An 8602-nucleotide genomic window follows, 5' to 3' on the forward strand; every position below is an offset into this window, starting at 1 on the left:
CAGATGACGGACAAGTGACGGGCAAGTGTCAGCATAGTATAGGTAAGGATAGGATAGTAGAGGATAGTATAGGTGAGTATAGTCTAGTAGAGTCAAGGTCAGTTAATGATGAAGACGACGCTGGCCAAAAATCTTTCTCTAAGATTATTAAAGACAGCAACATCAAAATCAACGAGCGACACACTCAAATGTTAATGGACTATATCGCATTAGATCACTTTACAATTCCTATGATCCAATATGCAGTAGAAAAGACTGAAGATGCAGGCTCTACCAGTTTTAACTATCTAAAAGCAATTTTAGAAAATTGGAAGAAAGAGGGTTTTACCTCACTTGAAGAAGTCGAGGAGCATGACCGCAAGAGGCTGGTTAAACAAACCAAAAAAGAAGCCAGCCCTTACCCTATCAAGAACCCAGTATTCAGTCCTTACACGGACTTGCTACCCTGGGAAGAAGATGAGGAGGGATAGCCTATGGATCTACCACTTGTCTATCACATTAATGAGTCTGAAACGTGTGAAATACATCAATGTTTCAAGTGGTCGTTAAACGATGATGTACCTTTGCAGGATGAACGGAACAGAACCTTTTGCCCAGAGTGTCAGCGCGAAAAAATGGCGCGTGAGGAAGAACAGAAGATAGGTCAAGCTCACACGGCTACTATTTTGCGCAAGACTTACGATGTGCTTGATAAAAACAGCATCATACCGAGCGGACTGAAAGAAGCGAGTTTTAAAAACTTCATGGTTACTAATCAAATTGACCGTGAAGCCAAGAATTACGCTCTGCGCTTGGTATCGCACTACTTGCACGATGGGAAAGGTAACGCTCTGATAATGGGGAAAGCTGGACGCGGTAAGTCGCATCTGGCGATGGCGATAGCAAGTAAGTTGAACGCTGACTGGAAAGCGAACAAGCTACCTAAAAGTATTCTATTTATCAACTTGCCAGCCTTATTTATCAAAATTCAAAACTCTTTCAACCGGAAAGAGGGAATGACCAGCAATGAATGGCTGGAGCTACTAAAGAAAGTTGATTATCTGATCTTGGACGACCTTGGACGGGCTGACAATGCACAGTGGAAGCAAGACTTTCTTTACAGCTTATTAGATGAGCGAGAAGCGACAATCATCACAACGAACCTTGTAGGGTCAGAGATGAAGTCACTTTTTGAAACCGGCCTGGTCAGCCGAATTACAAAAGGCGGACGGGACCTTTACTTTAAGTACCCGGACAATGCAGAAGACAGGAGGAAATTGCCGTTTTGAACAAAGAATTGAATAAGATTGTCGGAAAGAGAATTAAGACAATCAGAAGAAATTTAGGTTTTACAATGGAGCAATTTGGGAATGAATTAGGAACAACTAAAGCGGTTGTCAACAACTGGGAGAAAGGAAGAAACCTCCCAAACAAGGCGAACTTGCTACTAATTGCCAATATTGCAAAAGTAAAAGTAGAAACATTGCTAAGTGAAGAAGAGCCTAGCTTGATCCAATTAATGATTGAGGGCTTCGAAGCTACTTGCTACGAGCTTTCAGATGAGATTAAAGCTAAGTTACTAGCTAGCGATCCAAACGTTGCGCGCGACAAGATCATGGACCTGTACGCTTGCCGTTTAGCTGGCAGAGCATAAAAAATGGCCCTTTGGGAATGGGACCCCAAAAGACCAGAGATAAAACTTTTCTAAAGGAATTATAACATGACTAGAATTAAAAATCAATGGCGACCGCGCATTATTAACATCATGTCAGACGGTAGCCAGGTAGAAGATTTAACAGGGTACACGATACCAAAGGATAGCGGGTATTATAACGCAATCAGACGAATCAATAAGGAGGTATGAAATGTATAACGATATTTTGGGAGTTATGACAATCGGAGGCGTTTGCTTCTTGACAGGTTTTGCTGGGGCGGTTTGGGACTTTAAATGCGCACAGCGTAAGAAAGCCCGTCAAGCCAAGCAGGACGCAATCATGCAACAGTACGAAGAAGATCTACAAGAGAAATTTGACGAGGGCTACCAAGCATTTCAAGCCGATCTAGCTTATGCACGCAAGCATTCACACTCAGATAACGACTGGAGCATGGCAGATGTTTCATAGCAAAAAAATTAAAGCATTAAAGCAAGAGATACATTTTCAGAAAATCGACCTAGAGGGTAAGAATAATATACTTCGAGTAACTTTGAACGATAACAGAAGATTGCGGAAGGAACTGAACCAAAAGAACCAACTTTTAAAAAAGTATCAAGAAGTTTTAATGAAGTATCAAGAGGAGGGTAAGCTATGAACGAACGCTTACAACTAATACTAGCCTGTATCAGAGTAGGACGGGCGAATGTACTGACCACACGCGACATTGCCAAAATGACAAACTTGTCAGTGCGAAAGGTACGCGGTGGCATCGCAGAACTTCGACTTAATTACTCAGTGCCCATTGTGGCTAGTCGGTCATTGCCTCGCGGGTATTATTTCGCAGAAAATGACGATGAGTACACAGCGTGGGTCTTGCAGTACAAAAAGCAGATCAAGACGGAGCAGAAGCTACTGAACAGCTTGAAATCTACGAGCTGGGACAGTTACAAGAAATTTAAGGAGCGCGAGAATGTTTCCATTTGATTATGACCGTGACTATCTACAACCAGAGATTGAAGAAGAACGCAGAGATCCAGACGATTGGTATTGTGTGAATGGTCGCTGGATTCACTACGAAGAAGATTAAAAAGGAGAAAAGAAAAATGAGTAGAAGTAATTTTGATTTAATGGCACCAAAGGACGCTTTTAACAGCCCAGTGGTTTTGGAAAAACTGAAATCGGTAGTAAATGGCCGTGAAACACAGTTTGTTACCAGTTTGCTATCAATCGTAAACAATAACAGCCACCTTGCCAAAGCCTCAAACACAAGCGTATTGAACGCAGCAATGAAAGCAGCAACGCTTGACTTGCCTATTGATCCTAATCTCGGGTTTGCTTACATTGTACCGTATGGATCAGAAGCACAATTTCAGTTGGGCTACAAGGGTTTGATCCAACTCGCACAGCGTAGCGGTCAAATTGTCAAACTTAATGCTGGGGAAATCTACGCAAGCCAGTTCAAAGGTTACAACCCACTCACCGAAGACCTGGAAGTAAACATGCAGGCCTTGCCAAAAGCAAACGAAGAAGTAGCTGGTTACTTTGCATTCATGCGACTTTCGAACGGATTTGAAAAAACCTTATTCTGGACCAAAGATCGCGTTCTTGCACACGGTAAGAAATACAGCCGTTCTTTTAGTGGTAAATCTAGCCCGTGGCAGACTGACTTTGACGCAATGGCACGCAAGACAGTATTGAAGCAGTTGCTTTCAACCTATGCTCCTTTGTCAATCGAAATGCAACAGGCCATTATTGATGATAATGTAGACAGCAACGTCCAAAATGGAGCAAAAGATGTAACCCCACCAGAAGCCACAGAATCGCTTGAGAGCTTTTTAGAAGGTGCGTCAGCAGATAATACTACCGAACCAGAAAAAGAGCGTACAGAGCAAACAGGAGCGTCTGAGAATGGTTCTGAGATTGAAGATGGTGTTTATGAAGAACTTGGACTATTTGAGGGTGGCACAATCACACCTAAGGAGCAATGATGAAAGAGTTAACTCAAGAAAATTATTATCAAGATAAAGAGTACCTGTCTTATTCGCGAATGAAGCAATTCTTAAAATGTCCAGCACGCGCCCTCGCTGTGGAGGGTGGAGCTTGGATTGAGTCGCGAGATGAAACACCCTTACTTTTAGGAAATTATGTACACAGCTACTTTGAAAGCCAAGAAGCACATGAAGCGTTTTTAAAAGAGAATGGCGACAAGTTGATTTCAAAGGCTGGTAAAACCAAGGGGCAACTAAAGAAAGAGTTTTTAATTGGCGATTCTATGATTGCATCACTGAAAGATGATCCTTCTTTCAATCGCTTATATCACGGCAGCTCAACCGAAAACGTTGAAAAAGAAATGATCGTGTATGGTGAAATCGAGGGGGTGCCGTTTAAAGGTAAGTTGGACAGCGTGAATTTGACACAGGGGTATTTTGCAGACCTAAAGACAATGAAGTCTATCTACGATATGGAATGGAACGCAGAGCTTCGTCGCAAAGTACCAACGGCAGTCAATAACATTTTAGGTTTTGGGTATCACTCACAACTTGCAATCTATCGGGATTTACTGAAACAAATGACGGGCGATGAGTTTCGGCCTATCATCGTAGCAGTCAGCAAGGAAGAAGTGCCAGACAAAGAAGTTATTCGGATTGATGAAGAATGGCTTGAGGAAGGTCTGGAAGAAGTGAAAGAAACCATTAAGGAAGTCTGGGATGTTATCCAGCGAAAGGTAGAGCCTATAGCTTGCGGTCATTGCGATTATTGCCGTAGCCAAAAGAAATTAAACAGTATCGTCACTTTAAATAATTTGATTGGAGATTAGTTTTAATGATTAACAATGTAGTATTAGTGGGCCGTCTGGTACGAGATCCAGAGCTACGATACACCCCAAGCAATCAAGCAGTAGCAACTTTTAGCTTGGCAGTCAATCGCAATTTCAAAGGCCAAAATGGAGAGCGTGAAGCAGATTTCATCAATTGTGTGATCTGGCGACAGCAAGCAGAAAATCTCGCAAACTGGGCCAAGAAAGGGGCTTTGATTGGGATTACCGGTCGCATTCAAACACGTAATTACGAAAACCAGCAAGGTCAACGTGTTTATGTCACTGAAGTCGTAGCAGAAACCTTCCAGCTTTTGGAAAGTCGGAAAGACCGTGAAGCTGGGCACTCACAAGGATACAGCCAGCCAGACTTTGGACGGCAGGCAGAGCCGTTTAGTATTGATGATGATTCGCTACCGTTTTAAGAAAGGAGTTTAAATGGAATTTAAACCAATAAAGGGGTATGAGGGCATCTATGAAGCCTGCTCCGATGGAACAATTTGGACGTGTGAGGGGAAAACAACTTATAGCAACCGTCACGGAAGAATTATAAAACGTGTCTGGAAGCGTAGAGAAATCAAGCCACAGATACAAAGACGAGTAAGAAGCAATCATAGCGATAAACATGTGAAATTATGGAAAGACAAGGAAATGAAAACACATCTTGTAAGTAGGTTGGTAGCTACTGCTTTCATTCCAAATCCAGAAAACAAAGGATTTGTAAATCACAAAAACGGAAATCCCTTGGATAACTCAAAAGAAAATCTTGAGTGGACGACTAGATCAGAAAATCAAAAACACGCTTTTGACACTGGCTTAATGAGTACAAATAAAAGAGTAACTTTAAAAGATTTGTCAAATGATACGGAATATCATTTTAACAGTATGTCGAAAGCAAGTGAATTTCTTGGGAAAAATAACGGATATGTAAGCGAAAAAATCAAGAAAGGAACAAAAATAAAAGGGTACGAGTTGACAGTATTATGACTTGGATTGAAGAACATTTTGCCAAAGAATACCCGGAAATAAAATATTTACAAGATATCTGGGATAAGGACGATCTGGGCGGATATCAGACACAGCGGTATTCGAGGGAATCGAACAAAGTTATTGTAACCAATGACTTGACCGCTGTCAGTAACGACCTAAAAGCAATAGGGCTTACTTTGGCAGATTTTAAACAGCAACTAACTTTATTTTAAAAAGGAGAAATAACATGAAACAACAAAAAGAATTCTACGCAATCGCAAATGATAACAACAACCGATTTTTGGTTGATTATAAAAATAATGACAGAGCATTAACATTCACTGCTAAAACAACCGATGACATTCGCTTTGCTTCGATTTTTGAAAAAGGAAATGAGAAAACTGACAAATCTATTGAAAATCTAGCTAAGGCAGTAGGTGGTCGCCTGGTTAAAATCAAAGCTGAGTATGAAATTACCGAGGAAGATGGCTCAGATTTAAAAGAGCTGGAAGTAAACGATGAAGAAGATGAAATAAAAGCTTTTTTGAGTCATTTATTAAAACGTGGCTTGGAGTAACGAATGAAAGAATTGACGTTATCACTTGACGCTTCCACTAGTGCGACAGGCTGGGCTGTTTATGACGGCCCAGACCTGTTAGAAAGTGGGGTCGTTAACCCTAAAGGTACATTTCTAGAGCGAGCCCTGCAAATGGCGAACAAACTGAAAGCTATCCAGTCACGGTCGATTTTAAAGTATAACAAACCCTTTAAAGAGATTGTGATCGAGCAGAACAACGTCGGAGGTGGCAACCAGCAGACGATGGTTAAGATCGGGATCGCAACGGGCATTATCCTTTCCCGGCTCATTGCGGATCGTGTTTACTTTGTCAACGTGCGGACCTGGAGAAAGCACTTTGATATTAAAGGCAAAGGCCGGCAGGTTTTGAAACAGCAAGCAATCGACATCGTGGCAGATAAATTTAATAAAGATGTTAAGGACGATGAAGCAGACGCGATCTTGATTGGGCTATATTTTGAAGAAATGTACAGCTTTAGGGACGGCCTAGAAAATCATCGTTTGGGTATTTGAAATGGAAAAAGACAACTTACTACGGTCCAAGCGGATATATGAGAAACGGCTGAGCGAGGAACTACAGCTTAAAACGATCAGCAATACGCGAGGACATCACTACAGCGCGAACTATCGCGAATGGCTACACAAGGAAATTAAAGCCATAGACAAGAAATTAAAAGAAATCGAGGGGGATATGATAGATGGATATTGACAAAATCGAGGAACTAACCGAGCTAACTAGACAGTGGTTTATTGACCGGGATATCACGAAGGGAGATATCTTTAAACAGACGCTCAAACTTTTTGAAGAATTAGGCGAGCTATGCGCTGGATACGCCAAGCAGAAAGAACAGCTTACCAAGGACAGCATCGGTGATTGTGCAGTAGTTGTCGTAGGGCTTGCATTATTAATCAAGGAAGATGTGCATAGTATCTTCGAGGAATCGGACAATATCAGACGCAAGGATGCAATGGAATGTTTTAAATTGCTGAACGCTAATATTTCAGAGTTCCAGTTGTCGCAGGATTTGGCAAGTAAAGAAATGTGTCGACATAATTTAGTACGTGCAGTGGCTTACTTGAAATCCATTAGTAAGGCATTTGACTATGAGTTTGTAGATTGCTTTGAGATCGCATATAACGAGATCAAGGACCGCAAGGGTAAATGGATTGATGGAACGTTTGTGAAAGAGGAGGATTTACCGAATGAATGAATTAGATTTTTGCGAACACAAAAAATTCACAATTAGTTTTACAAATTTGAATGAAATCAAGTTTGTAGCAAATGAATTTGATGAAGAAGAGTTGAGAAAAATTATTAGTCAGTTTAATAACGGGAACTTAATGAGGATTAGAAATATTTTTGTAAACCCCAAAAATATTAACTATTTTAAAATCGATGACTTGGAGGAAGATTGAACATGAATAAAGATAAAGTTTATTTAGGTGGTTATGTTGTAGGGTATTCTGCAGATACATTAGGTCATAAGGGATTACAAATCCAGCTTGAAAACATGGATATTGTAGAAATTGATGAAAACCTTGTGCATAAAAAGATTGACGAACCACAACTGATTAAACTAAAAAATGTTATCGCACGAATTAAAGATTTTGATAGTGGCACTCAAATAGTATGGCTAGATGCAATTTTAAATGAACTAGGCAGTGATTATGGAATATTAAAATACAAGACTGGTTATGAGCAAGGGAGGTTTGAGGGCGAATATGTCGGTCAGCAATTAAAAGACGCTGATAAGGTTCGGCAAGAGTTGAATAAGCCAGTAGTAAAGCAGTTTGTAGCGGATTGGTATGAGGAACACAAGGAAGGACTTGAATTTAACATTTGGGATTGGATTAAATATACACAAGAAGAAGAAAAGATTAAAAATAGACAATTTACCGAGTGGTTGGCTGAATGTGAGAATGATCCTGTTGAAACCTTAATTAAGATGAAGCTGTTTGGTTACGAGATCGAGAAAGAGAAGCGGTATATTGTTAAAGTAAAAGGAGCGGATGAAGGCTACAATTACCTAAATTGTCATATAAGTTCAGAATGTTGGTTTTTTAGCGGAGAAAGTGAACCGTTAGATTTTCGCGTAAAGCACACCCGCAAAGAGCTCGAAAAAGCCAGCTTTGGCTGGATCTTTGATTGTAAGGGAATTGAAGTAAAGGAAGTGAAAGAATGATTCCAAAATTTAGAGGGTTATCCATTGACGAAGACAGCAAAGGAGAATGGCAATACGGACATTTAATTGAAGATGGAGGAAGAGCGTTTATTATCAACGAAGTGGTAGAAGCCAATGAACAATACATTACAATAGGTTCTTGGTGTCCTGTAAATATAGAATCAGTAGGACGTTTCACAGGGATGTTTGACAAAAATTTACGGGAGATATATGAGAAAGATATTTTGGGCACAAAGGATGGTTTGTTGAATGGATTTGTCGAATACAGAGAAGATTTAGGAATGTTTGTAAATAGCTTGATTCGATACGATAATTTTGAACGATTGTGTAATGTGGTTAGCGATAGAGAAATCATCGGCAACGTCTACGAAAATCCCGAATTATTGGAGGTAACAGAATGAGACCAAACAGATACCCATACACA

General features: G+C 40.4%; 16 protein-coding genes. All 16 read left to right on the top strand.

Going from position 1 to position 8602, the window contains the following annotated elements:
* Positions 1-470 (top strand): DnaD domain-containing protein (locus HMPREF2926_RS04770; RefSeq protein ID WP_083307915.1); only part of this gene is annotated, 470 nt, incomplete at its 5' end.
* A 3-nt stretch (positions 471-473) separates the two neighbouring features.
* Positions 474-1268 (top strand): ATP-binding protein, encoded by a 795-nt coding sequence (locus tag HMPREF2926_RS04775; protein ID WP_070586645.1) that lies wholly within the window; start codon positions 474-476, stop codon positions 1266-1268.
* Positions 1265-1633 (top strand): helix-turn-helix domain-containing protein, encoded by a 369-nt coding sequence (locus tag HMPREF2926_RS04780; RefSeq protein ID WP_070586646.1) that lies wholly within the window; start codon positions 1265-1267, stop codon positions 1631-1633. The genes HMPREF2926_RS04775 and HMPREF2926_RS04780 overlap by 4 nt, the downstream gene beginning before the upstream one ends.
* A 111-nt stretch (positions 1634-1744) precedes the next feature.
* Positions 1745-1843 carry a BOW99_gp33 family protein gene (locus tag HMPREF2926_RS11415; RefSeq protein WP_371106512.1) on the top strand — a complete coding sequence of 33 codons (99 nt, stop codon included), beginning with the start codon at positions 1745-1747 and terminating at the stop codon, positions 1841-1843.
* A gap of 1 nt (position 1844) precedes the next feature.
* Positions 1845-2102, top strand: coding sequence for a hypothetical protein (locus HMPREF2926_RS04785; RefSeq protein ID WP_070586648.1), 258 nt, complete (start codon positions 1845-1847; stop codon positions 2100-2102).
* A gap of 635 nt (positions 2103-2737) precedes the next feature.
* Entirely contained in the window at positions 2738-3622 is an 885-nt protein-coding gene (locus tag HMPREF2926_RS04800) for a recombinase RecT (RefSeq protein ID WP_083307917.1), read from the top strand.
* Positions 3622-4452 (top strand): PD-(D/E)XK nuclease-like domain-containing protein, encoded by an 831-nt coding sequence (locus tag HMPREF2926_RS04805; protein WP_070586656.1) that lies wholly within the window; start codon positions 3622-3624, stop codon positions 4450-4452. Before HMPREF2926_RS04800 ends, HMPREF2926_RS04805 begins: the two co-directional genes overlap by 1 nt.
* A gap of 5 nt (positions 4453-4457) precedes the next feature.
* Positions 4458-4874, top strand: a complete 417-nt coding sequence (ssb, locus tag HMPREF2926_RS04810; RefSeq protein WP_070586658.1) for a single-stranded DNA-binding protein — start codon at positions 4458-4460, stop codon at positions 4872-4874.
* A 13-nt stretch (positions 4875-4887) separates the two neighbouring features.
* A complete protein-coding gene (locus tag HMPREF2926_RS04815; protein ID WP_070586660.1) occupies positions 4888-5436 on the top strand; it encodes an HNH endonuclease in 549 nt (182 codons plus the stop codon).
* The gene (locus HMPREF2926_RS04820) at positions 5433-5651 is read left to right on the top strand and encodes a hypothetical protein (protein WP_070586661.1); all 219 of its coding nucleotides are present in this window, start codon (positions 5433-5435) and stop codon (positions 5649-5651) included. The genes HMPREF2926_RS04815 and HMPREF2926_RS04820 overlap by 4 nt, the downstream gene beginning before the upstream one ends.
* Positions 5652-5665: 14 nt before the next feature.
* Complete coding sequence (locus tag HMPREF2926_RS04825; RefSeq protein ID WP_070586663.1) at positions 5666-5995, top strand: hypothetical protein; 330 nt, start codon at positions 5666-5668, stop codon at positions 5993-5995.
* A gap of 3 nt (positions 5996-5998) precedes the next feature.
* Positions 5999-6508: a RuvC family protein gene (locus HMPREF2926_RS04830; protein WP_070586665.1), complete on the top strand. Its 510-nt coding sequence runs from the start codon at positions 5999-6001 to the stop codon at positions 6506-6508.
* Positions 6509-6693: 185 nt separating this feature from the next.
* Complete coding sequence (locus HMPREF2926_RS04840; RefSeq protein ID WP_070586669.1) at positions 6694-7206, top strand: MazG-like family protein; 513 nt, start codon at positions 6694-6696, stop codon at positions 7204-7206.
* Complete coding sequence (locus HMPREF2926_RS04845) at positions 7199-7411, top strand: hypothetical protein (RefSeq protein ID WP_070586672.1); 213 nt, start codon at positions 7199-7201, stop codon at positions 7409-7411. The genes HMPREF2926_RS04840 and HMPREF2926_RS04845 overlap by 8 nt, the downstream gene beginning before the upstream one ends.
* Positions 7412-7413: 2 nt before the next feature.
* Entirely contained in the window at positions 7414-8178 is a 765-nt protein-coding gene (locus tag HMPREF2926_RS04850) for a DUF1642 domain-containing protein (protein ID WP_083307919.1), read from the top strand.
* Entirely contained in the window at positions 8175-8579 is a 405-nt protein-coding gene (locus HMPREF2926_RS04855) for a YopX family protein (protein ID WP_070586674.1), read from the top strand. The genes HMPREF2926_RS04850 and HMPREF2926_RS04855 overlap by 4 nt, the downstream gene beginning before the upstream one ends.
* Positions 8580-8602: the final 23 nt, after the last annotated feature.

Source organism: Streptococcus sp. HMSC078D09, assembly GCF_001813675.1.
GTDB lineage: Bacteria > Bacillota > Bacilli > Lactobacillales > Streptococcaceae > Streptococcus.

Bases quoted from the DNA above. Each gene is read 5' to 3' on its own strand.
- HMPREF2926_RS04785 (WP_070586648.1), top strand. From the start codon at position 1,845: ATGTATAACGATATTTTGGGAGTTATGACAATCGGAGGCGTTTGCTTC.
- HMPREF2926_RS04845 (WP_070586672.1), top strand. From the start codon at position 7,199: ATGAATGAATTAGATTTTTGCGAACACAAAAAATTCACAATTAGTTTT.
- HMPREF2926_RS04800 (WP_083307917.1), top strand. From the start codon at position 2,738: ATGAGTAGAAGTAATTTTGATTTAATGGCACCAAAGGACGCTTTTAAC.
- HMPREF2926_RS04855 (WP_070586674.1), top strand. From the start codon at position 8,175: ATGATTCCAAAATTTAGAGGGTTATCCATTGACGAAGACAGCAAAGGA.
- HMPREF2926_RS04775 (WP_070586645.1), top strand. From the start codon at position 474: ATGGATCTACCACTTGTCTATCACATTAATGAGTCTGAAACGTGTGAA.
- HMPREF2926_RS04840 (WP_070586669.1), top strand. From the start codon at position 6,694: ATGGATATTGACAAAATCGAGGAACTAACCGAGCTAACTAGACAGTGG.
- HMPREF2926_RS04805 (WP_070586656.1), top strand. From the start codon at position 3,622: ATGAAAGAGTTAACTCAAGAAAATTATTATCAAGATAAAGAGTACCTG.
- HMPREF2926_RS04850 (WP_083307919.1), top strand. From the start codon at position 7,414: ATGAATAAAGATAAAGTTTATTTAGGTGGTTATGTTGTAGGGTATTCT.
- HMPREF2926_RS04820 (WP_070586661.1), top strand. From the start codon at position 5,433: ATGACTTGGATTGAAGAACATTTTGCCAAAGAATACCCGGAAATAAAA.
- HMPREF2926_RS04830 (WP_070586665.1), top strand. From the start codon at position 5,999: ATGAAAGAATTGACGTTATCACTTGACGCTTCCACTAGTGCGACAGGC.
- HMPREF2926_RS11415 (WP_371106512.1), top strand. From the start codon at position 1,745: ATGTCAGACGGTAGCCAGGTAGAAGATTTAACAGGGTACACGATACCA.
- ssb (WP_070586658.1), top strand. From the start codon at position 4,458: ATGATTAACAATGTAGTATTAGTGGGCCGTCTGGTACGAGATCCAGAG.
- HMPREF2926_RS04815 (WP_070586660.1), top strand. From the start codon at position 4,888: ATGGAATTTAAACCAATAAAGGGGTATGAGGGCATCTATGAAGCCTGC.
- HMPREF2926_RS04825 (WP_070586663.1), top strand. From the start codon at position 5,666: ATGAAACAACAAAAAGAATTCTACGCAATCGCAAATGATAACAACAAC.